Raw genomic sequence first — 24,578 nt, forward strand, 5'->3', positions numbered from 1 at the left:
TTGGTGAACTGCAATTATTCCATCTCAAACATTTCTGAATCGTCGCTTCTGTCCCTGCTCTTGCTCTTATCTTTCTTCTTGTTCATATTACCGAAGTTGTAAGTAAGAGTAAAGCCGACACGCCTGCCTCCACGCCAGTTTTCAGAGTCTTGCCAGAAACCGTCACCGGAGGTAATCGTACGGAATTTACGAGAATCCAAAAGGTCACGGGCATTAACACTCAATGTCAGTTTATCGTTCAGGAACGACTTGCGCAAGCCAAGATCAACCGAGTAATTCGGTTTACGATATCCTTGCGCCATCAGACGTTTGGAATTGTAATTGCCTGTCCCCTGCAAAGACACTCCCCACGGCAAACTCAAATTAGCGATCATACGAACATCCCAGGCAAAACTCTCGTCCGTCTCTCCGGTAACCGGTATCGATGCTCCTGCCGGAAGATAAGTAAAGCCATCCAATTTAGAATAATAAAGATTGACCGTTGTCGTCAGATCGAGTATCTTAAACAATTTGTCTTTACCAACGATCTCCAGACCGCTTGCCTGCGATTTAGCTACGTTCTCACTGGTCGTATACATCACATTATCTTCTGTATTCAGGAAACGGATACGCTGGATTACATCATCTGTCGAACGATAGTAACCGGAGAGTGACAACGTATGTCCTGATTCCCATGACTTGATATAGTTCAATTCAAAAGAGTGGGAATATTCCGGTGTCAGTTCCGGATTACCGAAAGAGATATTGGAAGCATCGGAGATATTCCGGAACGAATTTAACTGTCCTCCCCAGGGACGACGCAAACGACGCGTATAATTCACTTGTAATTCATTATTTTTAGGTAAAGAATAAGAAATGAAAGCACTTGGAAACAGTTTAAAATAATCCTTTTCAAAGCTCTCAGAGGGTTTACCGTTAAACTCCTGGTCAAAATCCAGCGAACGGGTATCCACACGCCAGTATTCTCCACGCAGACCAGCCTGATAGCTAAGATTCTCCCACTTGCCACCATACGTCATATAAAGGGCATGTACATCCTGATTATACAAGAAACGATTGTATAATGTCTTATCCTGCTGGATATTTTCGGCAGTCGTTCCGGTATAGGTATCTACCGGACTGGCATTACGCTGGAAAGTTCCTTTATAACCGGCTTCGATACGTGACATATCGGATATCTTATTGCTGTAATCTGCCTGTACTTCCCAGGTTTTATCTTTTATGTCATTCTCCTGGGTCTGATAGATAGGATCTGCAGACAGGGAGGGATCAGTATATTTAGTCGATTGTTGGAAAATGTCCATTCCGTCGCGTTTCCATTGATTGTTACTGACTGTCAGGTCGATATTACTTTTGTCCGAGAACTTATGGACATAATTCAATTCCAGGTTATACATCTTCATATCCGAGTTGCCATTCGTTGTGCGGTCGCTGGTATAAAGTGTATTCCTTTGGCTGTCGGTAGAAATATAATGGATCGTTTCACTATTATCACCTCCTCCGGTCATACCCGTCACATTAAGCGACAAGTCATCGTTTTTAGTCATATGCCAGGTAGCACCGAAGCGACCAAACCAGTTATTATGCTGCCGCTTAGAATCGTTCGTCTGATCCAGGAAGCTGTGATCTGTCGTATTCTCCCGGCTGGTAATACCGCCCCCTTTAAATTCACGGTTCCGGTAGTTCAGATTTGCATAAGCATCGACCTTGCTACTGCTATAATTGATATTGCCACTTGCCTGATAACCACCATCCGTATCGGCTCCCGCCTTTACACTTCCGTAATAGCCTGGTTTGCGGTCATCTTTTAAAATAATATTGATAATACCCGCCGTTCCTTCGGGGCTGTATTTGGCAGAAGGGTTCGTTATTACTTCTACCTGTTTGATATCTCCGGCAGGCATCATTTCCAGAATATCCGCCTGGTTATCTGAAGTCAATCCTGAAGCTTTGCCATTGATCCAGATCGTTACGCTGGAATTTCCCCGCAATGAAACAGATCCTTCATTATCAACTTCCACGGAAGGGATATTGGATAAAAGATCACTGACAGAACCGCCTTCGGAAGCAATATCCTGCGTCGCATCGAACACCTTCCGGTCGATCTCAAAACGCATCTGAGGCCTTTTGGCCACAATCTCCACTTCATTTAACTGGTTAGCATCTTCTTCCAGTGTCAGTTCTCCCAAATTGAGTACCTGGCTATTGGTACCGATTGAAATAGTTTTGGAGACTTCCCCATAGCCGATATAAGAAAAGGTAACGACATACTCCCCTTTCTTCAATCCGGCAATGCTGTAATTTCCATCACTTCCGGTAACAGAACCTTGCAGAATTTTATCCGAACCTTTTGCCTTCACCTGAACAGTTACGAACTCCAACGGTCCGCCCAGTTCCCCATCCATTACAGTACCTTTAATTCCTCCGTCTATCGTTGCTCCATTCATCGCCGGTGTCATGCATACGAGCATACCGGCCAGCAAAAAACTCACCTTTTTTTTCATCATTGTCTAAATCAATCTTTTTCCCATTTTGTCAATTGTTCTGTTTGACTAAAATAAAAAGAAATGGTTTATTCAGAAAAATGATAAAATAAGTAAATATTTGCCATCTTTCGATGGCTTTTTTTAACAAATTCTCACTTATGTCCTGGTTTTGAGGAGACACCGTTAGGCGCTCCCTAACAAATCATAGATGAATATCTTTTTTGTTTTATATTAATGCTCAAAGGATATATTACACAGAATTTAGATTATCTTTGCACCATATCAACTTACTTATGTTATGAAAAATATCCTCTTTAGTATAGTTGTAATAATATTTACATCTGTAAATTTTCATTCGAAGGCTCAAACGCAGAAAATTGATAATTATGATTTTTTGATTCTGTTGTAAATAATCATAATCAAATATTTCAAACATCTTGCATTCCGTCAGCTGTCGAAATGGTACTAAAGTATTGTAAAGTTGTAGATTTTAATTTTTACGACTTACAAAATGAATGGAAAAACAAAATCGACGGTACTTTCCGTAACTTTGATAATAAAGAATTATACGGCGTTACTTTTTCCCGCAAATTTGATTTACCTCGGGATGCAAATTTTCCGATAGATAGTCTTTTTCTAACTATAGAAAAAGAATTGAAATCCGGAAAAAAAGTGATCATCTCCCTTCCGTCGGACAGCGGTTGGCATATGTATGTCATCTACAAACAAACACCCGATGGAGAATTTATTTCATACAGCAAACAATGGAGTCATACATTAATACTTAGGAATACAAAAGAAATTGTGAAAAAAGTCAACGGGACCGACATCATGACTTACAGTATCAATAAGAAATAGAATAAGAGTACACTAAATGTAAATAAAAATGGCAAGGGACGGTTCAGTTCATCCCTTTTTAATGTGCCACAGGTTGATATTATGAAACTTCAATATGTGTTTATCAAGGATATTCATTAGCTAACGTCACCGATATAATCGCCAGGGACGAACGGAATTTTTCTCCATCATAAGGAGATTCCTTCCCTTTGATATCGTACATGATAGAAGCTTCGCCCACATAACCTTTTTCCGGGAAGAACAATGCTTCCGCCGTTGTTTCATCATATACCCACCGGCCCTCACCGTTGACGGTATGTTCAAATTTCCGGTCTCCCAAACAAGTATATTCGTCCGTCCAGAACCTGAAACTGGAAGGATCCAGATACTCCTTATCACCTATCACTCCGCTACCGCTATCGATATATCCCAAATCATTATCCAAAGGTCTTATAGTCACCGGTCCGCGTCGATGACCCGTTATATCATCGTTCGCCGTATTAGCTCCGAATAAAGGAGTGATGCGAAGATTCTTAATAACATTCGTATAGTTTGTTTCCGTACCGGTTGCAGCCATAAAACCAATAACTAATTGATCCGGCGTCTCAACCTCATACGTGATCCGCGGAGGGACAGTTGCCAATAGCGGGAAATCATTATTGATAGCTCCCGGCAAACCATTTTCAATATAGGTAAGTTTTTTGGGGAAAGTAAAATTCTCGATCACAGTCGTCGACTCATTTCCGTGTTGTATGGCAACCGTAATTTTAAAACCACCGACAGAAGCATCGGGATTCGTTTCCAGTTTTATAATCGCTTTCCGGTATTCCGGTTCATCAGGATCGGTAAATGTACCTCCTCCGGCTATGTCAAACCCCTGTAATATAGGAGGTATTATATTTCCTGCCTGGAAACCACCTTGCAGATAACCTCCGGTATCTGTAGCCAGAATAAACCCAGCCTGATTCCACAAATCTTCAGAGCTACGACTTCCTCCCGTATGCCTTGTTGCCAACACAGGATATCCCCAATCACCTTCATACAACTGATATCTTAACGAACCGCTAGGATGGCGGGAAACGACTTCCCTATAATCAGGCCCTGCTGCCCCCCGGATTGTCACATTGCTGTATGTATTATACTTGTCCGGCTTAGTACTGGGAGTTTTACGCGGATCATCATCATAAAAAACGCCATTCCGCTGTTCATGCCCTTCCATACGTACCGTTTTAAAATTGTTCTGATCCAAAGCAATTGCCAGATATCCACCAAGAATCCCTTTGATCCGTTGTCCCTCTATATTATTCCCTTCCAACGTTTTATTGGTCCATCTATAGGTATAACCGAAACCAGCTCCTTCCGCCCCATATTCCAGTTCTCCTGCTCTCTCGGCATCCATCAGAAACATAGTAATACCATCGGTTATACCTCCGGTTGAACCCGGAGTCGTGTACATCATATATTCAAACTCAATCTTTAAACCGTCATTGGTCGTAAAAGGATAATCAGGAAGATAGAATGCTCCTACTTCACTTTTAAGGGTAGTAAGCTGCAAACCAAGGTTCTTGACAAGATCCGCTTTATTACTCCTGTCTACTCCCGGTTTTGCCGTTGGATTATTCGGTCCGGGCCTTTCAACCTCATCCATTATTCCATCCAGAAAAGAACGGAAAAAAGGGAAACCTCCTATTCGTGTTTGAGCTGTTCCGGAAGCAGACATCATCGACAGAAGTATTATCAGTATAAGGTAAATATTCTTTTTCATTGTACATTATTTGCAATGGTTAATAATCTCTGATACAACGGATCGGAAAAGCATACGAACGGTCGGCATCATAAAACTCCAGACCTTTACGATAGAGTAAAGGATAATTGACAGTAATACCATCGTATGGAGTTGAAGACCAATAATAACCGTATGCTCCGATATGGACAACATCTCCATCTCCATTCGGATAACGATGTCCTGACACGGGAAGATACACCGTTCCCGAAGGAGGTGTCTTTTTATCCCTGTCCAGAGCTATGGAACCCGACGCCCTGGCACCCAATTGCAGTCCGCTGTTCAGAAGGGACTTTCCATCCCTGTGGTTATCGGCATGCAAATTGTAGTCGGTTGTTACATTCGCAAAATCGCCACCGGCTGGCAACTGAGGTTTTGTCGGCGTTTCATCATAAAGCAGACCCAATTCCTGATAGGTAGGCAAACGCCATTTACCTTCCACCCAACCCTCTTTGGATGAGATATAGCGGCAGATATCACCGATACCTTCGCTCGCGTTAAAACCTGCCTCATCTTCATATTCCCTGAAAGCATCCATATTATCTCCAGTAAGAGGAGGTGTGTCGAAACTGAAGTTATCATGGGCATAAGGAACCAGATCCCATCCGGCAAGACCGCCACCCCAATTTCCTACCGAAGTTTCCGGCGGGTAATAAACAATATGCTTTACCGGATCGTACGGGATACCTGCCGGAGCGAACATGAACAATGATCCCCATTTACAGAACACACCCTGCGAATTTGCCGGGATCGTATTGTTATCTTCTTCGGTAACGGCAAATGTCAGCTTACCGGAACTGAGGACAATATTACTGCGGGCAAACATATCGGCCATCGCTACTCTCCGGACGATCATCGTATCCCGAAGACGTCCGGCAGTAAATACGATCTTTCCGCTCACATAATCGTTTCCAACCCAGGGAGAGGCAACTTTTTTCAGATCGAGCTTAAAGCCTGAATTTATGTCCGTTCCCTTTTCACTTGCATAGTCATTCGCAAACTTCAGCCAGCCGGTAGTCATAGAATCTATTACTTCCGCTTTCCAGTCGCCGTAATAGTCGGAACTAACCCGGTGATTCAATAATTTATCGACACTCCACGGTATATCGACCATCTTACCTTCCGTTCCCATAAAATACTGTCCGTCGTAAACGATATTCTTTATCCCCGTCATATCCACGATCAGGATCGAGGTTTTCAGGTTGGACAGGACAGATGCGGATCTGAGAGCCTGATCGAAAGTCGTATAACCGATCCCTTCAGCTGCCGTAACAGTTACGATATATTTATGATTACGATATAAAGGGACATCATCGCCGGTCTTAACGCCGGAACCACTTCCCGGATCTGTCTTATCAGAAGTAAAATTGACACGGTAATAGTATTCCGTTCCCTGATAAATCCCTTTCAATATCAAACAGACGCCTGCTACAGAGCCTGCTTTGGGTTCTTCATAAACATATATTTCGCCTGCCAGAAGCGGTCCGGCAGAACCGGCTTCCTGCATATAGGTATATTTCATGGCTGCATCCTGTGTTGCGTCCGGCTTACCGGCTGCACCCGGGATCCGGGGATCCAGGTTTCTTGAATAGGGATATTTCTCATCCGACTCTTTTAATAAAACTCCGTCCGATTCATTCCATGCCGGAGCGATAAACCCTGCCGTATGATAATTGACCAGATAGATTTCCTGTAGATTGAAAACATCGCTGCTCACCTTATTCTCCACATCGATACGTGCCAACATACGGATCAGCTCAACACCGGTAATACTCATTCCCGGAGTAATGCCACTTACGGAAGTTTCCCCGTACATCGGTATCGGAGTGTATCCCGGCTCCGACACATTCCATTTATAAGAGCCGTCTTTACCGGCAGATGTTTTAAATACCAGCTCCTCCAGAAAATCCTGTTTTTCCGTATCGACCGGATTATCCGGTAACGCTGCTTTCACTTCCCTGGCTGCATTGGCAACGAGTACAACGGAGCCGACATTTTCATCTTTCAACAGATCCAGTTTAAACTCGATCTTGTAGTCATCCCCCGACTCATTCTGAGAGAAATTTTTCACTTCAAGATGTTGGATCAATCTGGCAGGCGCCGACTTGTCGAAGATCAGTAAATCGATTGTCTTCACCACGGCTTCGCCCTTATTCCCTTCCATGGAACGCGTTACGGTCGGTATCTCCAATCCGGGAACGGTCATTTCCATAAAGACCAATCCTCCATGTACTTTTCCGATCTCCTGCTCATCCACGCAAGCTGTTGCATGGAGCAAGAGGAAAAAGAGAGTTGCACTCATTAATGTCAGCCATTTACTATATCGTTCCATATTACATCGTGTATTATCGGTATGCCGTTCAACGTTTCACCTTGATCAGCTTGATCAGGTTGCCGGCTTTGACCTCTGCCGTCGCGTAGCAACCTTTTTCATTTTCATTCAGCGTTCCGGATACGGAAAATTCTATTTCCTGCACAAGTTCTCCCGCCACTCCGCCAAGGGTAACGGACAACCAGCCGTATAAGCTACTTTGAGTATCTTCCTCCGGTTGTCCCGTTTTGTCGTAATATTTGGTTTCTCCCAGGCATATTCCCGAAGGGAAACCTCTGTCGTCATCGATTCGGTCGTAATTGGTGGTTGCCGTAATACTGGTTTTATTACCATCATCCGGCAAGTAGAGATTATCACGGGTCACGGTCAGAAAATACTGAGGGTCGATGATTACTCCCTGCCCGACTTCCGTCCACGGAACTACTTTCTGTTCAAACTCTACCATCTGCTTCCTGACAACTCCTGATATCCTATAGACATTATTACGCCTGATCTCGGTGATATATTGGGATGGACCGCCTCCGGTAGAGAAAGATGACAAGGTCGATACGGCATTCCTCGTTCCGTCGGAGGTCCCGATTCCCCGGATATCCAGGATCAGTTTATCGGCATCGCCCGGAGCCGAACAGGTTCTTTCCGGTGTATAAAAAGCACAGACAAATTGCAATGTATCGGCCAGTTTCAACGGATCGGTGTCCGTATAACTCCAGGATACCTCTTTATCGGGAGCATCGACCGTCTGCATATATCCGAAATTCCTTGTCGCATCAGGAGCCATCAGACAGCCTTCGTCATGCGACTTCAGAAGGGTTACGGCAGTCGACCGGCCAACCTCCGACTGAAACGGCAATTCCGTTCTAAGCCAGAGTTCGACCCGCGCCACGGCACGTTTAACTTCCATTTCCACCCTGGCGGCTTTACTCTCGGTGTCATTTTCCTCCGTAACGGATATATTATAGGAAGCAGCAGTCATGGGAATACCCTTCGTAAGGGTTGCCGTATGATTTTCATTGAATATTTCAGCCATAAGATATGTCACCGTCTCCAAATCTCCGGGAGCAGTCACTGTTTCCAGAAAGCCGGTCAATGTAGCCGGTTCATTCAATATCACGACCAGCATCTTATCCGGATTGCAATGCACCTTCAAAGTAGTCCTGAACTCTTTAGCATCCCGGTCGTCATTCTCCAGCGTCATCATTTTATTGATATCGACGGAAGGAAAGACTGACGCATCATCGAACACGATAAAGCGGGCAGTATGGATATGATCGTCTGCCAGGGCTCCGTCCGTAAGAACTTCCACGGCCATCAGTCCCCGCAATCCGTCGCCACCATCCACCGACTGCTCCACAGAGCAAGCATTCAGAAAAATGGCCGCCATAGATATACTTATCAGGTTCAATATCTTTTTCATTCTTTCTTTATCCAAAAAGTCAGACACCAATATCATTGATCCATATTATCCAGTCGTTCACAATCACTTTAACCGCAATGAATCCACCGGGATCGCCTCCGGGCTCTTCCTTATACAGCACCACGATATGCCATTCGCTCTGACGGTCAAGATATTCCTGCATGGGTAGCAGGCTACCGTCAGGACGCGAAGCCGGTTTCGTATGTTCCAGCAGATACATCAGATCGTAATCCCATAAGACTTTTCCGGTCGACGTGCTACGCACAATAAGCCGGTAATCATAATCCTTCATATAAAGCAACCGGTTGGAGTTGATATGGGCTTCGGATAACTCGTCCGCTCCACCGCCTGCCGTCAGAAGATAAGGGCGGAATGTTACCGTCTCCTTCCTTTTCGGCCTATTATCATGTCCATATACAGCACCTTCGGGAGTCACGATCTCGAAAGTATAAGGAACATTTTCCGTATCGGCTGCAACTTTCGGACTTTCTTCCGCTCTCGCCAGTACCAGATCAAAATGATTGGTTTCCTTGACCAGAGGTATCTGATATACCGACAGATCCGCCTGATAACGAATGTCCTGTGTTACGCCTATCCATACAGGAGGAAATTCATGGGAAACGATCTCCGATCCGCGTACCAGCGATAATCGTATATCTTCCAGCTGTGTTTGCCCGGGGATCAGTGTATTACCGCTGCCATCGGAGAGCCGGAAACTGTCCGACAGTCCTCCGAGAGTCAGTATCTTATAGTTACCGAAAGCGAGGTCGTCCCCGAGGAACATTCTTTTACGTCCGATAAGTTCCTCACGGAGAGACTGCTTCGTAAACAGATACCGTCCTTCAGCATCGAAGACAAATATATCGACCGAACCGACCTGTGGCTCGAAAGAGTCGGCATACTCCATATTATACTCATAAATGAATTCGAGATATATACCGCAATCATCCATATTGTCTTTGATCTTCTCACAAGATAGCAGGAATAACGGCATCAAAGCTGTTAAAACCGACCTGACCAAATACCGATATGTTCCTTTCGTATTCATATTTCTGCATCCATCGTTCTCTATCTTATTCCATTTTTCACCAAACACCATAGTGTCCTAAAACAGAAGCGATTGCAGTTTCCTAAATTTTTTTAATAAGGAAACTTGAGTTTCCTGCGCGGGGAACTAGCGTTTCCTCCTAGGGAAACTGCAATTTCCTGCCGAGGGAACTGGCGTTTCCTACCTGGGAAATCATTCGCTTCTGCAAACCGCATTAAATGCCTATTTCATTCTCCCAGATAACCCATGGGGCAGTCTTCACCGTTATACCCAGATAACCGGCAGACTGGTCGATCGGATCTTCCGGATCAGGATCGCCGGGCCCCGGATTGTTAGGGTCAGGATACCACGGAGTTCCGGCACCATTCACGGAACCAAGCGTCAGTTGATACCTGTTGTTACGGACAACACCGTATTTGCCGAAATCCATTTCCTTCTCCGTCTTATTATCATGCCGGATTTCATAGTAATAGTAATTCAGACCGTTCTGGTACCAGCGGACAATCTCTTCTTTCTTATTCTTGATCAACTCGCCGCCGTTAGGTACATCTTTCAGCATATTTTCCGTAAGATCCATAAAGTCGGAACCGACATCTACTCCCTTTTTGAAATCGCTTATCTTTCCATACATATTATCGCAAACTTTTTTCAGGTTCGAATCATCTTCAGCTTTATCATAAGCATCCTGCAAATCCTTCAGATTATGATAGTCTTTACCTGCGAAATTGAACCAGTCACCGGTTTTAGTAGTATGCTCTTTAGGGTAATAGGTTCCTTTTATCACGATACGGCTTGCATTACCGAACTTTTGTTCGGCTGCTGCCATTGTATTTTCCAGACAATAGGCAATAGCCGGTTCATCTGATTTTGAAGGTTCCATCCAATCATAAGGATCGAGCAAGACCGGAGCATACGTGTCCGGATCGATGCTGGCAAACGCAAGACCGTCTCCCACCACACCTTCGAAGTTCGGGTCGTGGGTGTAAAAGTTACTTTCATAAAACGGAGTACTGCCAGAATGTGCCACCTCCAGTATAGTCTTATCTGCGCAAGGAAAGAAAGTCGTGTTCACTACATCGAGTGTCCAGCTTTCAAAATCGAATTTCGCGCCTTCGGGAAATGTTTTAATCTCATCTTTCAGCCACAGTTCAACCTTAGAGGTCAGGCGTTCAATCCTGACATCGAACCGGTTGTCCGAGAGCTCGGCTCTCAGTTTGGTGTCTTCATCTTTTTCCCCATCTTTCGGTTTGATCATCTTACCAGTGATATCGATAAGCAGGTCGGTTATTTTCGAACCTGCAGGCAATCCCTCATCATTACCGCTATTGATCATAGCAAATCCTTTTTTGATATCTTTTACATTATCTGTCACCTCGTCTTCTGCCACTCCGGCAATTGCCGCATTTATCGAATTGAAAGTAGAGGTTACCCCCATACCGCTGATCACACCAGCCAATTGAGTTCCCGGATTGGCAACAACCAAAAGCTTCGTGGCATCAGCAGATACCTTAACAGCCTCCAGAGTAGATGATGCCGGGGCTATTTCGATGAAATAAGCACTCGTTGACGGGATGCCCAGCACTTTTCCGGCATTGTCAAATGTGACCAGGTAAAGCTTTTTGATATCACTTTCATCGGTACCAGGGTTTTCACCGGAAGCACGTGTCGTCGGATGTGTCTCGATCCTGATCGATAGATAAGCGACATCCGCATTCGAGACTTCGGTATTTTTGTAACCATCGTCGTCATTACAATTGGTCAGCAAGACTATCGCCAAGGCTGACATAAACATAAATCTGAGTTTCATTTTATTGTTTTTTTAGTGTTCATATTGATATATTCTTTCAGTTTATCCTGATACTGTTTTTCTTTAACTTTATATTTTTCAATCAAAGCCAGATGCTCTTGTGCATCGGTATTTCCGGACTCTGCTGCCCGCCGGGCATATTGTTCCGCTTTATCCAATTCACCGTTACGGGCATGGAAGGCGGACAGGTATAACCAGGTATCCGGATCGTCTTCCAGCCCGGTGAGATATTCTAATCCTGCTTTCATATCACCAGATAAATAACTAAATACAGCCATAGAGAGACGGTTGATCTTTTCCTCAGGATACATCACAGCCGCTTTTTTAATCACGTCGCTGAACTGCGGGCTTTCCGGTTCATACTGATTCGCCAGCAAATAGAATTCATACAATGAAAGCATATTCGGATGGGTTTGGTAAACCTCTTTTATCGTCTCGACGGAATATTCCGGTACGGTAAAACCGATCCGATAGGCACAACGGCGAAGCAAAGGAAAAAGACGGGTCAGCATATAACGATAGCTCTTTCCTCCGTCATACTGCATCAGAACCTGTTCACGCCTGTCATTCATTTCTTCTTTACCGATGATACCGAGAGCATATTCTTTTTCCGTAGTTGTCATGACCAGGTCTTCCTCAACCAGTTTCCCCAACCCTTTCCAGTCTTCGCCATATCCTTGTGAAGAAAGAGTGATTCCTTCCAGATCATAATTCCGGCGAAGCCATCCGGTGAGAGAGGCGGCACGACGTTCGGAAAGACGTAAGTTGTTCTGCCATGTTCCCTCAGGAGATGCATAAGCCGATATCTTTATCGTATTTATATCGACACCCTGTACATTCTTTATATCTTCCAGGCTGCGCCGTATCTTATCCAGTTCATTCCGGTTATTTCCCATGCCGGGATCGATCTCGGCATTCCCGACCCGATAGATTATCAGGGCTTCACCTGTCTCAGTCCGGGTCTTTATCTTTTCACGAGGAGGAACGGGAATCCTGACCGGAAGCACATAAACCAAACTTCGTTCCGGCTTTTCCATAAACCGGATACTGTCTGCTATTATTTCCGTAGAGATACGATGATATTCACCCCGGCAGTTCCGCCGTTCCTGCACCATCGCCACATTTGCATCTTTCATCCATCCTTCCAGAGGAACTGTACTGTTATATGTTATTTTCTCATGGATCGCTTTACGCCGCCCTGTACTGAAACAGACATAAACAGGTTCAACTTCTCCTGAAAGCTTCTCCACCCTGTTTACGACTGCCTGCTGGGTTTTACCACGGATAACAACGGGAAGCAGCTTCTTTTCATTCTCTCCGGAACGAATGACCGGGAAGAAATACAACTGCTCTCTCGGAGTTACGGATATTCCGATGGTTTCGATGTCAAGTATGGCACGCACGCTGTCTTTTTCTTGCCTTATGTCACGTGCAACCACACGAACATCGGACACTTTCTGTTGCGCGTTTACGTCGAAGGGAGAGAGAATACAGGATGCAATCCCCGCTAAGAAAAAGATTCTTAATTTTATGTTGTTACAGGTTACCATAATGTGATTATTTTAATAGAAAGACCAGCGTCAGAGCAAACTTCGTCGGTCCGAAATAATGCTTCGTCCGATGGCGGGTCAATGGCTGACATTTCCCGCACGGATATTTATCATATGAGAGATAAGCGTAGCCGACTCCAACAGTGGCTTCGATCGACCAGCGGGGAGCCAGTATCCAGTTATAGCCGTAACTGATGCCCGCTCCGGTCAACCATCCTTCGTACCGGTTGTCCTTTATAGTCTTAAAAGGTCCGATACCCCCAACGTTATAGGAGGCATAATGGGCATGCACTCCCCAGAAATGTCCCGTAAAAGGCTGGCATAGCCACCAACGGACTTCCGGTTGCACGGCAAAATGTTTGAATTTCTTCGTATCGCTGAAACTCCATAAATTCAGACTGGCAGGGATATCGATCGTCATTCTGGTTCCGACCTTAAATTCCAGTGAAAGGTTAGGCGATGCCATGGCATCCATCAAAAGGTTGTTCTTTAAAGCAATCTTCTGGGCGCTGGTTACTGCACAGGACAGAACAGCTATCAGTACTAATATTAATTTTTGCGTTTGCATAGGATATTCTTTTTCCTAAGGCAAAAGTACGCGACCGAAATACATTGAGAAAGACAACTTTATCCAATTATCCGGTAGCTTTTCTACATTTCAGAGAAATCGGAAAGCCTTCTCTTTTCCCCGGCTTACTGAATAGTCGAAAGGATAAAATAGTCTTGTACTTTTTAGAGAAAATGTTTTTTCATTTTCTCTAAAAAAGAGAAAACAAAAAGATCAATTATCAAAGTTTGCAACAAACGTCATTAATCCATTTCTTTCAGTTCTTCTTTACAGTTTTTTTCTTACATTTCGCTAGGCTAGATTTCGTTTTGATATAAACAGACATCCACAAAAATCTGATAATTATGAAAAAGAGAAATTTACATGATGTATTCATAGAGGTTTTATACAGAAAAGAGGCTAAAAAGGTTAATCTCATAAACCAGATATCGGATATCCTAAAGCTAGAAAAAGAATCTGTCTATCGGAGAATGTCAGGAAAAGTAAACTTTTCTGTCAGGGAAATAGGTATACTGGCAAGGGCCTTCAATATCTCGCTGGATAGTTTGCTGTATAAAGAGGTGGAACTTCAATGGCTTCCGTTCGTTTTTGAATCTCCTTCCAAACTTCAGTCGATGGACTCCTTGTATGATATGATAGAATTCAATCTGAAACAGACGGAAGAGATTAACCGGCACGAACCGGGAGAAGCCGGAAATGTGTATAACATATTACCTCCGGAGTTTTACATTCATCATCCTCTTATAACCAAGTTCATGTTTTTCAAGTGGGGAAACTATTTTGTACAATCCGAAGAGTTCAGTAACTTTTCTCAATGGAGAGTCCCTTATCGGTTGAACCAAATCATAGAGAAGTATAATGATGTCTATAAATTCCGAAAAATATTCTATATCTGGGATCATTCGCTGATCTGGACACTGACCAAAGAAATATATAATTTCTACCGGATGCATATCATTACAACACAGGAGAAAAATGACATCAAAAGTGAACTGAAAGAAATCTTATCCAAAATCGAAAAATCACTGAACGGGACTTATATTCCTTTCATGCCTACTCCACCGGAAATAGCCTTTTATGTATCGTCCATGAATATGGGATTCACAAGTTGCTATTATGTTTCGGGAGATAAACACCTGGCATTGTTCCAGACCAACTTCAGTTTTTCCATGATCGACAATTCGGTAGAAAGTTTTGAAAAAATAAAAGAATGGATCCAGTCGCTCTGCAAAATATCCACATTACTTTCCGGTTGCGGACGTATTGAAAGACGGTTATTCTTCGAAAAACAGTATGCTATTATCGATGATATTTTAGGCTAAGCTGCTCATTTATACCACATAGCATTTATTACCAATTGGTAAGTTTATCCGGAATCTAAAGTCCTACCTTTGCGCCCGTCATTATTAAAAACAAATTGATATGCAGAGGGATAGCCTTGATTTTAGAAGAATGGACGTAGGAAAGTTATTTACCAGACTACTCTTTCCTACGATTTTAGGAATGGCCGCATCGGCACTGTTCACTGTAGTCGATGGTATATTCGTGGGGAACGGGATAGGAAGTGACGCCATGGCGGCTGTCAATATCTCAGCACCTATTTTCATGTTCATCGCCGGACTCGGTCTGATGTTCGGTATGGGAGGTGGAATACTCACTTCCATCAACTTGTCACAGGGTAAATACAGAGTAGCCAACATCAACCTGACCCAGTCAGTCATAGCATTGATCGTTGTCAGTTTAATTATAACATTGCTACTGACCTTGTTTCCCGGGCAGATAGCAACTCTTTTCGGTTCTGACGAATATTTGAAGGATATGGTCGTAGAGTACCTCTTCTGGTTCTCCATCAGCCTTCCATTTACCGTACTCGTTGTTGCTCTGCCGTTTTTCACACGGCTTGCCAACCCGAAAATATCCATGTGGGCGATGCTTGCGGCAACAATTGTGAATATCGTGTTGGACTATCTGTTCATTTTTGTATTTAAATGGGGATTGTTCGGTGCGGCGATAGCAACCGATATCGGTGAGTTTGTAGGGGCGGTAATCATGCTTATCTATCTGTTCGGACGTTCACGTTTGGTAACTGTGAAATTCGTCTGGCTGAAAATGAGTGTCAAAAGTTTATTACTGACACTCCGGAATGTAGGATATATGATCAAACTGGGTTTCTCTGTGTTCATCAGCGAAATCACATTATCGGTCATGATCATCGCAGGTAATTATGTCTTTATGGATCACCTCGGAGCAAACGGCGTAGCGGCTTACAGTGTTATCTGCTACTTGTTCCCGATCATTTTCATGGTGTTCAATGCGACGGTACAATCGGCACAGCCCATTATCAGCTATAACTACGGATGCGGACAGATGAAACGGTCGGACAACGCGCTGCGTTTATCCATGACGTTCACGTTGATATTCGCATTAGTCATCACTGCTTTGTTCGCTTGTTTTTCCCATAGCATCGTTTCGCTTTTCATTCCTGATACGGCGAGCGATGCATGGAAATATGCGGTAACCGGTCTTCCGTTATTCGCAACGGATTACCTGTTTTTCGGCATCAACATCATCATGATCGGGTATTATACGAGTATCGAACGGCTGAGACGGGCCATTTCCCTGACTATCCTGCGAGGGATATTGCCGGTGGTATTCTTTTTCACATTACCTTTGTTGATGGAGGTCAAAGGGATCTGGCTAGCGGTAGCAGCCGGTGATATCGCTACGACACTGGTAATCGTTTGTTTATTAATCATGGATAAAGTACGTGACAATGGAAACATTTATAGAAGGAATCTGCAAACAGTGTGAACTGAAAGAAACGGAAATAACTCTGCTCCGGCAGACTCTCCGTACGTTACATTTTCCGAAAGGGAGTACGGTTATCGGAGAAGGAAAGACGGACGATTCGATATACTTTATACAGAAAGGTGTATGGAGGGCTTACATCGAACGCGACGGAGAACAGCAAACGCTTTGGTTCTCCATCCCCGGAGAAACGGTGTTTTCTTCCTGGGGATATTTTCGAGGACATCCTTCCCGCTATACGATCAGCTCGTCCAGTGACAGTATAGCCATCGAGATGAGAAACAGTACCATACAAAAACTGTCTGATTCATCTCCGGCTTTCCTGAAATGGATGCAGGAGCTTTTGGTGAATATACTCATCAATGAGGACGATCTGCTTATCGACCTGTCGAGTCCCAAAGCCGAGAACCGGTATCTGACTTTTATAAAAAAGATGCCGGAGTTGTTCAATAGTGTCCCTTTGAAAGAGATTGCCGGATATATAGGTGTCACTCCGCAATCACTTAGCCGAATCAGGGCCGGATTGAGTAAAAAAAGTTGAGATACGAAAAACAAAGTTTCCCTGATTACAAAATGCAGATTATCTATTAACTCTACAAATTATTATTGAGAGCTTGTTTAAATTTTAAATATTAAAAAGGATATTTCTTATTATTATCTACAATAGTAAGACCATATCTGCCACTATTTACTACTTTACAAGTACTAAATATAACTATCCTACACTTATAGGTTACAACAATTCGCTCTATGTCTACCACCTGTTACCTGACATGATTTGTTTGTTTTTCTATTAAAAAAGAAGCAGCCTAAATTTGTTAGACAGCCTCTGATGATCATTGATAACATATGCTAATCGTCGGTAATCACTATCTATTTGCCGATGCAAAACTTCCCGAAAATATTCCCCAATATCTCATCATTACTGATCTGCCCTGTAATTTCTCCCAGATAATGCATGCACTCCCTGATATCCTGGCTCAGAAAATCCCCTGAGATATTCATTTCCAATCCATTGATTACACGGGCGATAGCTTCGTGGGCTTTTGTTAAGGCTTCATAATGGCGGACGTTGGTGACGATCACATCGTTTTGAGATACTTCGGGTAAGGCGGCGGCCTGGATCAAATGCTGTTTCAAGACTTCTGTATTGGACTGCTGTTTAGCTGAAATATACAACCTGTCAACAGGGATTTTACCAAGTAATTCTTGTTTGATTTCCAGTTCAGCTGGTGAAAGCAAGTCTGACTTGTTAAATACAAGAATCACTTTTTTACCCTCTGTCTGCGGGATGATCGTTTGTGCTAATTCCTCGATCTGCTTTGCAGGGCTGGTCAGGTCGATTACCCAAAGTACGATGGATGCCTGGCGGAGTTTCTGGAAAGTACGTTCGATACCCAGGCTTTCGATCGTATCGCTGGTTTCACGGATACCTGCTGTGTCAATAAAACGGAAAGTGATACCTGATAGATTGATCGTGTCTTCTATTACGTCGCGGGTTGTTCCGTGGATGTCGGAAACGATGGCACGCTCTTCTCCGACCAATAGGTTGAGTAAAGTGGACTTGCCGGCATTCGTTTCGCCGATGATGGCTACAGGAATACCGTTTTTAATGGCATTGCCTACACTGAATGAATCGGCTAATTTGTGTATCAGCTGTTCTATGTTTGTAGCCAGTTGCTTCAGATTGGTACGGTCGGCAAACTCGACATCTTCTTCGCTGAAATCTAGTTCCAATTCGATCAATGAAGTGAAATCGAGCAGTTGACTGCGTAGTTTGGTCAATTCATTACTGAAACCGCCACGCATCTGGTTTATAGCCAGTTTGTGCATGCCGGCTGATGTGGATGCGATCAGGTCGGCAACAGCCTCTGCCTGGCTCAGGTCCATCTTTCCGTTCAGAAAAGCGCGTTGCGTATATTCTCCGGGAAGGGCAGAACGGCATCCCTTTTCAATCAGTAACTGAAGGATCTGTTGCTGGATGTAAACCGAACCGTGGCAAGTGATCTCGACGGTGTCTTCTCCTGTAAACGAATGAGGGGCGCGGAAGAGGGCGACAAGTACATCGTCGATCAACTCTTCCCCGCGGCGGATACTACCGTAGCGTAAGGTATAAGCCTTCTGGCTCTGAAGATTCTTCCCTTCGGTCTTGGGAGCGAAGATAGTGTCACAAATTGTTATGGCGTCAGTGCCGGATACACGGATGACAGCTACGCCTCCGGCTCCGGGGGCTGTCGATATGGCACAGATAGTATCCTGATTGATCATAAATGAATGTGTACTTATACGGTTATTAGTTCATATTCCTGGGTTCCCAATCCGATCTTTTCGGCATGTTCCAGACCTGCCTGCCAGTTGGTATCCGGATGGATCAGATGGAATTTATCTTCCCCTTCCAGAAGTTCGTGCGGATGAGCTTCGGCCAGTTTGTTGCCTCCGATCAGCGGAGCGTTGATTACCATATCGGCACATGCCTTGTCCAAAGCGACCGGGTCGAAAGACGCTGCAATGCCAAGGTCCGGAACAATGGCTGCATCATTATGATTCCAGCAATCGCATTCTGGTGAGACATTCATAATAAAGCTGATATGGAAATTAGGCTTGTCGAGTAATACGGCCTTTGAATATTCCGCGATTTTATAGTTGAGGCGTTCGGATGTATCGCCTTCACCCATAACGGCTGCATCGTACTGGCAAAGAGCCACACATTGTCCGCAACCAACGCATTTATCATAGTCGATAGTGGCTATTTTGTCTGTATCCAGGTGAATCGCGTCATGTGCGCAATGTTTCACGCAGATATTACAGCTTTTACAATTATCACGGTCGACTATCGGCTGTGAAGCCGAATGAAGTTCCAGTTTCCCTCCGACACTGGCACAACCCATGCCCAGGTTTTTCAATGCGCCGCCGAAGCCTGTCTGCTCATGACCTTTGAAATGATTCATCGTCAGTATAATATCGGCATCTGCAATGGCTGAACCGATCTTCGGTGCTTTGCAGTATTCTCCGTTTATGTCGATTTCCCGGTAATCGGTACCTTTCAGACCGTCGGCAATGATCACTTCACATTTGGCGGAAATAGGGTTGAAGCCATTTTCCATCGCACTTTCCAGATGGTCTACAGCATTGGAACGACGTCCGGAATACAAAGTGTTACAATCAGTAAGAAAAGGCTTTGCTCCCAAAGAACGAAGCAACGTAGCCATACGGGCTGCATAATTAGGACGGATATAAGCCAGGTTTCCCGGCTCTCCGAAATGAATTTTAATCGCTGTGAATTGATTCTTAAAATCAATGTTTGCAATGCCTGCACGTTTAACAAGACGTTCCATTTTATCCAGTAAATTGCTGGAAGGTGTTGTGCGCAGGTTTGTAAAGTAAACTTTCGATTTGTCCATTCTCTTATTGGTTTTTGTCATGCAAATTTACGTGATTATTGTCATAAAGTATTACATTTGTATCAAATAGTTTAGTTTATGGACATATACCGGGTAAACCATCAGCAATTGCTGAAAGGGATAAGATGCAATTTTCAGCGATATCTTTATAAACAGATACAGTGGGATGATCGTCTGATTGGAATTTTTGGTTCGCAAGGTGTCGGGAAAACAACCTTATTACTGCAACGGATCAAGTTGGCTTTTGATGATTCCGACAAAGCTTTATATCTGGATCTGGATAGTATTCTTTTTCAACGGGAAAAGATGGTCAACGTGGCTATGCAGTTCTATAAAGAGGGAGGTACGCATCTGTTTCTGGATAGCGTGCACCGTTATTCCGACTGGATGAGTGAGGCCAGAAAATTACTGGATCGTTGTCCGGATCTGCATATCGTTTTCGCTACATCGTCATTACTTCCGGTCTCGAAAGTAATGAGAGGGTTTAAGAACCAAGTGTCTTGCCATATATTGGGTACGATGTCATTCAGGGAATATCTTTCATACGAGTGCGTATTGGATTTGCCTCCGATCTCGTTGGACGATTTGCTGGAGAACCATGCGGAGGTCGCGAGGAATGTGAATGACCAGATTGTTGTAGCTCCTATTTTCCGTAACTATCTGGAACATGGCGAATATCCGTTTTATTGGGATGATCCAGATGCTTATCCGTACCGTTTACAGGACCGGGTGAGGGATACGATTGAAATAGATTTGCCTGCCATTTACCCTGTCGGCTACCAGGTATTGAATGAGATCAAGAGGTTAATGATGCTGGTTTCGGGGCAGATTCCCAATGTGTCCGATATCGCGGATCTGGCAACACAGTTGAAGTTGGAGGCAACGGATGTAAAACGGTATTTAGATTATCTGAAAGATGCGGTTTGTTTGAGATTTTACCAGTCGAATAAGAGTGCAAACCATCGTTATCAGAAAACTTATTTAGGTAATACGAATTTATTGATGGCCTTTGAAGAGGACGTGAATGACCGTGTTGTGCTGGGAGAGACTTTCTTTGTCGACCAGCTATCGAATTTTGCAACGGTGGAATTGCTCGGGAACAATGACTTTCTGGTAAATGACAAATATACATTTATGGTGGGTGATCCTTTGATGGATTATGAGCGGATCAAAGAGGTGGAAAATGCCTATGCCGCTATTTACGGCCAACCGAAAAGTCAGAACAATAAACTTCCGATCTGGTTACTGGGACTTTGTTATTGATAGACTTCTTATACAAATATAGATATGATAGATAGATTGAAAAATCGCAGGACTATCCGCAAATATACAGAGCAGGATATTCCCGGGCAATTGTTGAATGAATTACTGGAAGTGGCAGCCCGTGCGTCTAACACCGGTAATATGCAGTTGTACAGTGTAGTTGTTACCCGCGACAAGGCAAATAAAGAGAAACTGTCTCCGGCTCACTTCAACCAGCCGATGATCAGGACTGCTCCGGTTGTGCTGACTTTCTGTGCAGATGCCAATCGTTTTGTCAAGTGGGCTGAACAGCGTAAGGCTGAGGCTGGATTTGATAATCTGCAGACTTTTATTGCTTCGACTATCGATGCGATGTTATTTGCCCAGGCTTTTTGTGATGCCGCAGAAGAAAAGGGGCTGGGGATCTGTTATCTGGGAACTACGGCTTATAATGCCGATAAAATCATCGAGGCTTTGTCACTGCCCCGTTTAGTTGTCCCTATTATTACGGTGACGGTCGGTTATCCGGCTCTGCCGTTACCGGAACAGGTGGAACGCCTACCTCTGGCCGCAGTGGTTCATCAGGAGACTTATGTGGATTATACTCCGGAATCGATCGATGAATTGTATGGTGAAAAGGAAGCGCTTGAAGTCAATAAGCAATTTGTAAAAGAGAATAACAAAGAGACGCTGGCACAGGTATTCACAGATGTCCGCTATACGAAGAAGAATAATGAATATTTCTCTGAAGTACTATTGAAAGTACTGAAAGACCAGGGATTTATGAGGTAATTTATCCTTTATATAGATGAAGAAAGCCTCTTGCTGACGAACGGTTCGAAAAGCAAGAGGCTTTCTTTTTTACAAAATGGTCAGAGAGATCAAACGGCAGTGTTAGTCTGTTTTCAAACTTTTCACCGGATTTTCATTCGCTACCCAATAATTTTGAAATGTTACGGTAATGACTGTAATCACCGATACTATAGCGAATGCGATGAGAAACACCCACCAGTACATCGGTGTTTTATAGGCAAAGTTATCCAGCCAGCGGACAACTACATGATAAGCAATAGGAACAGCCAGGATAAAACAGAGGCAAAGGATGTGCAGATAAGTTTTGTTAAACATGATTATTATCTGCAATGTGTTGGAGCCTAGCACCTTTCTTACTCCTATCTCTTTACGGCGATATTCGCTGTCGAAAACAACTAAACCGAATACGCCGACAATGGATATAAAGATTGCCAGCATACTGAAAAGAGTTATTAAAGTGGTTGTCTTTTGTTCTTTCTCGTAAAGCCGGTTTAATACTTCGTTGAAAAAACGAATATTAAAAGGATAGGCCGGATCGAAGGATTGAGCGGTTTTTTTTATATGTTCCATAGATTCCTTCAGGTTTGCACCGCTTTTTACTTTGATATAAGCATATAGGGGTGTTATACCCCAATTATCTGTCCCCCAGATATAAAAAGCCATCGGCGCTATTTCCGAGCGAAGAGAGGCAAACTTGATGTCGGGAATAAACCCTACGATTTCTCCGTTCTCCACTTTTTCACCAATCTCCAACTCGTATTGTCCGCGGGCTTTTTCATTGAATATATAAACTCCGTTTACCGTGTTCTTGTCTTCTTCCCTGAAGTCACGTCCTTCCGGAACATCAATACCCATCACTTTTAGAAATGACACATCGACTGGCAAGCATTGAAATCCGATATCCTTATTTTTGTATTTACGCATCCAGCTCATGTATTGGTCGGAACTGGATAATAACACTTCTGCATAGGTTACGTTTTCTATACCTGAGAATGTTTTTAATTGGTTTGTAAAGGCTTCACGGCTTTTCTGTACCGTATTATTCAGATCCATCACGATTAATTCGTCTTTTTCATACCCTAACGGAGTATTCATCATATAATGGTTTTGCAGATACATGAACAAAGCCGTGATAATTAAAGCAAACGATGTGATAAACTGTACACTGACAAGTGCATTGCGTAGCTTCCTCCCTTTGGGCGACAGTCCGAAACTCCCTTTCAACACGAGTGCAGGAGGGAACGAGGTAACATAAAACGATGGATATACCCCGGCAAGAGTACCTGTACAAACGGCTATCAGAGCGGTAACTCCCAATAAAGGGAAGTGTGCGCTCAATGATAAGTCGGCATCCAATAATGTAGTTACGGATGTGAACGACAAAATATGTATCCAAATCAAAGACAACAAATAAGAAACAATGCTAACGGAAACAGCCTCTGTCAATAACGATAGGCGTAATGTGCTTTCTTCGGCACCTAGTACTTTCCGCGTGTTGATATTTTTGATACGCGCAGGTGTTAAGGCCATGGTGAAGTTGGTGAAATTTATTGCAGCAATAACGATAATGATGATTGCTATGGCAAATAAAACCGCCAGTGTATTCTTGCTCGCTTTAGGTGTAGTATCGTATGTCGTGTCTGTTGTAAAGTGAATCTTTCTGAGAGGTGTTAACCGTAATCCGACGGAACTGATCCAGGTATAATCGTCGCCCAGCGTGGATGTGTCGAAATTCTTTTTAAAGTTTTCTACCAGATCCTCACTGTTTTCCGGGGCATCCACCCTTATGTATAACTCATAGTTGTTATTGTTCCATTCATGCGCATTTTCATCTTTGGGAATAGGAAAATAAATATTGTTCGTCACCACTGTATTGGATGGGAAATCTTTGTATACTCCGCCAATAGTATAATTAATGTCGTTAGCTTGTATTTGCCTGTTTAGAGCGGATTCGTTTCCGAACAGTTTATTCGCTATACTTTGCGGTATTAATACATGCTCCGGTTGTGACAACGCATTTGCAGTTCCTTCAACCATCTCGAACTCGAAAACGTCGGTGTACTCGGGATAAACTCTGATCATCGGTTCCAGATAACTGACCTTTTCTCCATTCTTGTCGATGGTAAAATAGATTTCCTTTTGCCAGGGAGAAACCAATGCACCTGCTTTAATATGTGGGGATGATTGAAAAAAGATATCCGCCAGCGGACGGTTCGTAGGAATGGTTACTCCGTCGCCAAACGTTCTTTCCACACGGTAGATGCAATCGGCTTTTCTGTGAGACTTGTCGAAACTCCAGTCATAATCCAACTGCATCAAAATGATCATAAAAGCGGTAAAGGCTATCGATAACCCTAATATATTAAGTATAGTCGCCATCTTGAAACGGCGTAATACACTGAAAAAGTTCTTTATTAAAGTTTTCATGGCTCTGTTGACTTTTGCTTATTAAATGAAATGATTGAATATTAATTACGGTGCAAATGTAT

Annotated in this window: 17 protein-coding genes; 6 read left to right on the forward strand and 11 right to left on the reverse strand. The window is 43.6% G+C overall.

Annotated features, from left to right (window positions below; all coding sequences use genetic code 11):
- Positions 1 to 14: 14 nt before the first annotated feature.
- The gene (locus DWX23_RS15010; RefSeq protein ID WP_122375059.1) at positions 15 to 2,507 is read right to left on the reverse strand and encodes a TonB-dependent receptor domain-containing protein; all 2,493 of its coding nucleotides are present in this window, start codon (positions 2,505 to 2,507) and stop codon (positions 15 to 17) included.
- A gap of 438 nt (positions 2,508 to 2,945) precedes the next feature.
- On the opposite strand from DWX23_RS15010, the gene DWX23_RS15015 reads away from it, so the two are divergent.
- On the forward strand, positions 2,946 to 3,344 hold the full coding sequence (locus tag DWX23_RS15015) for a hypothetical protein (RefSeq protein WP_122375060.1): 399 nt from the start codon (positions 2,946 to 2,948) through the stop codon (positions 3,342 to 3,344).
- Between the two features lie 103 nt (positions 3,345 to 3,447).
- Here DWX23_RS15015 and DWX23_RS15020 read toward each other — a convergent pair whose 3' ends face one another.
- From DWX23_RS15020 to DWX23_RS15050, 7 genes are all read right to left on the reverse strand, one after another.
- Positions 3,448 to 5,088: a hypothetical protein gene (locus DWX23_RS15020; RefSeq protein ID WP_122375061.1), complete on the reverse strand. Its 1,641-nt coding sequence runs from the start codon at positions 5,086 to 5,088 to the stop codon at positions 3,448 to 3,450.
- A 19-nt stretch (positions 5,089 to 5,107) separates the two neighbouring features.
- Entirely contained in the window at positions 5,108 to 7,438 is a 2,331-nt protein-coding gene (locus tag DWX23_RS15025; RefSeq protein ID WP_147382542.1) for a hypothetical protein, read from the reverse strand.
- Between the two features lie 28 nt (positions 7,439 to 7,466).
- The gene (locus DWX23_RS15030; RefSeq protein WP_147382543.1) at positions 7,467 to 8,852 is read right to left on the reverse strand and encodes a hypothetical protein; all 1,386 of its coding nucleotides are present in this window, start codon (positions 8,850 to 8,852) and stop codon (positions 7,467 to 7,469) included.
- A 19-nt stretch (positions 8,853 to 8,871) separates the two neighbouring features.
- Positions 8,872 to 9,900: a FimB/Mfa2 family fimbrial subunit gene (locus tag DWX23_RS15035; RefSeq protein ID WP_158607082.1), complete on the reverse strand. Its 1,029-nt coding sequence runs from the start codon at positions 9,898 to 9,900 to the stop codon at positions 8,872 to 8,874.
- A 214-nt stretch (positions 9,901 to 10,114) separates the two neighbouring features.
- Positions 10,115 to 11,707, reverse strand: coding sequence for an Mfa1 family fimbria major subunit (locus tag DWX23_RS15040; protein ID WP_122375065.1), 1,593 nt, complete (start codon positions 11,705 to 11,707; stop codon positions 10,115 to 10,117).
- On the reverse strand, positions 11,704 to 13,257 hold the full coding sequence (locus DWX23_RS15045) for a hypothetical protein (RefSeq protein WP_122375066.1): 1,554 nt from the start codon (positions 13,255 to 13,257) through the stop codon (positions 11,704 to 11,706). The genes DWX23_RS15040 and DWX23_RS15045 overlap by 4 nt, the downstream gene beginning before the upstream one ends.
- Before the next feature lie 7 nt (positions 13,258 to 13,264).
- On the reverse strand, positions 13,265 to 13,825 hold the full coding sequence (locus DWX23_RS15050; RefSeq protein WP_122375067.1) for a DUF3575 domain-containing protein: 561 nt from the start codon (positions 13,823 to 13,825) through the stop codon (positions 13,265 to 13,267).
- A gap of 344 nt (positions 13,826 to 14,169) precedes the next feature.
- Between DWX23_RS15050 and DWX23_RS15055 the strand changes: the two genes are divergently transcribed.
- The 3 genes from DWX23_RS15055 (at position 14,170) to DWX23_RS15065 (ending at position 17,174) form a co-directional block, all read left to right on the forward strand.
- Positions 14,170 to 15,147 (forward strand): helix-turn-helix domain-containing protein, encoded by a 978-nt coding sequence (locus DWX23_RS15055; RefSeq protein WP_122375068.1) that lies wholly within the window; start codon positions 14,170 to 14,172, stop codon positions 15,145 to 15,147.
- Between the two features lie 100 nt (positions 15,148 to 15,247).
- Positions 15,248 to 16,636 (forward strand): MATE family efflux transporter, encoded by a 1,389-nt coding sequence (locus tag DWX23_RS15060; protein WP_122375069.1) that lies wholly within the window; start codon positions 15,248 to 15,250, stop codon positions 16,634 to 16,636.
- The gene (locus DWX23_RS15065) at positions 16,599 to 17,174 is read left to right on the forward strand and encodes a Crp/Fnr family transcriptional regulator (protein WP_122375070.1); all 576 of its coding nucleotides are present in this window, start codon (positions 16,599 to 16,601) and stop codon (positions 17,172 to 17,174) included. The genes DWX23_RS15060 and DWX23_RS15065 overlap by 38 nt, the downstream gene beginning before the upstream one ends.
- A gap of 332 nt (positions 17,175 to 17,506) precedes the next feature.
- Here DWX23_RS15065 and mnmE read toward each other — a convergent pair whose 3' ends face one another.
- Positions 17,507 to 18,898 carry a tRNA uridine-5-carboxymethylaminomethyl(34) synthesis GTPase MnmE gene (mnmE, locus tag DWX23_RS15070; protein ID WP_199673298.1) on the reverse strand — a complete coding sequence of 464 codons (1,392 nt, stop codon included), beginning with the start codon at positions 18,896 to 18,898 and terminating at the stop codon, positions 17,507 to 17,509.
- A 17-nt stretch (positions 18,899 to 18,915) separates the two neighbouring features.
- The gene (locus tag DWX23_RS15075; RefSeq protein ID WP_122375072.1) at positions 18,916 to 20,034 is read right to left on the reverse strand and encodes a DUF362 domain-containing protein; all 1,119 of its coding nucleotides are present in this window, start codon (positions 20,032 to 20,034) and stop codon (positions 18,916 to 18,918) included.
- A gap of 78 nt (positions 20,035 to 20,112) precedes the next feature.
- Here DWX23_RS15075 and DWX23_RS15080 point away from each other — a divergent pair, with 78 nt between their 5' ends.
- Positions 20,113 to 21,297: an AAA family ATPase gene (locus tag DWX23_RS15080; RefSeq protein ID WP_122375073.1), complete on the forward strand. Its 1,185-nt coding sequence runs from the start codon at positions 20,113 to 20,115 to the stop codon at positions 21,295 to 21,297.
- A 24-nt stretch (positions 21,298 to 21,321) separates the two neighbouring features.
- A complete protein-coding gene (locus tag DWX23_RS15085; protein WP_122375074.1) occupies positions 21,322 to 22,068 on the forward strand; it encodes a nitroreductase family protein in 747 nt (248 codons plus the stop codon).
- A 102-nt stretch (positions 22,069 to 22,170) separates the two neighbouring features.
- Here DWX23_RS15085 and DWX23_RS15090 read toward each other — a convergent pair whose 3' ends face one another.
- Positions 22,171 to 24,516, reverse strand: a complete 2,346-nt coding sequence (locus DWX23_RS15090; RefSeq protein WP_122375075.1) for an ABC transporter permease — start codon at positions 24,514 to 24,516, stop codon at positions 22,171 to 22,173.
- Between the last annotated feature and the right edge of the window lie 62 nt (positions 24,517 to 24,578).

It is taken from the genome of Parabacteroides sp. AF18-52 (genome assembly GCF_003479145.1).
Lineage (GTDB): Bacteria > Bacteroidota > Bacteroidia > Bacteroidales > Tannerellaceae > Parabacteroides > Parabacteroides faecis.